A 703-nucleotide genomic window follows, 5' to 3' on the forward strand; every position below is an offset into this window, starting at 1 on the left:
CCAACTACGCGGTGTTCGACGAGCGTCGCTACTTCGATGTCGACCCGGACGGCGGCAGCTGCGTGTTCGAGGTCAACGGCATTCCGGTCGGCCTGCTGATCTGCGAGGACCTGTGGTTCGCCGAACCGCTGGCCGACACCATGCGCGCCGGTGCGCAGCTGGTGGTGGTGCCGAACGCCTCGCCCTACGAGCGTGGCAAGCATGCCCAGCGCGATGCAGTGCTGGCCGCACGCACCCGCGAAAGCGGCGCGGCGATTGCCTACCTCAACGTGGTCGGTGGCCAGGACGCGCTGGTGTTCGACGGCGCCTCGGTGGTGGCCGATGGTGACGGCACGGTGCACCCGGCCGCCGCCGCCTTCGTCGACCAATGGCTGGTTGTGGAGTACGACGGTGAAACCCGCCGCTTCATGCCGCACGTGTGGATGGACGACGGCGACGAGAGCGTGGACGCGCTGGCCTGGCGCGCAGTGACCCGTGGCATCCAGGATTACTGCCGCAAGAACGGCTTCAAGAAGGTTTGGCTGGGCCTGTCCGGCGGCATCGACTCGGCGATCGTGCTGGCCATGGCCGTGGACGCGATGGGTGCCGAGAACGTCACCGCGGTGCGCCTGCCGTCGCGCTACACCGCAGGCCTGTCCAATGATCTGGCTGCAGAACAGTGCCAGGCACTGGGCGTGAAGCTGGAGGCGGTGTCGATCGAACC

At 67.9% G+C, this 703-nt stretch carries 1 protein-coding gene; it reads left to right on the plus strand.

All coding sequences use genetic code 11. The features are described 5' to 3' along the window. Positions 1 to 703, plus strand: a 703-nt coding sequence (locus DAI20_RS19485) for a nitrilase-related carbon-nitrogen hydrolase (RefSeq protein ID WP_497802639.1), incomplete at both ends; no start/stop codon positions are given.

This window comes from Planctomonas deserti (genome assembly GCF_003067705.1).
In the GTDB taxonomy this organism is placed as follows: Bacteria; Actinomycetota; Actinomycetes; order Actinomycetales; family Microbacteriaceae; genus Planctomonas; species Planctomonas deserti.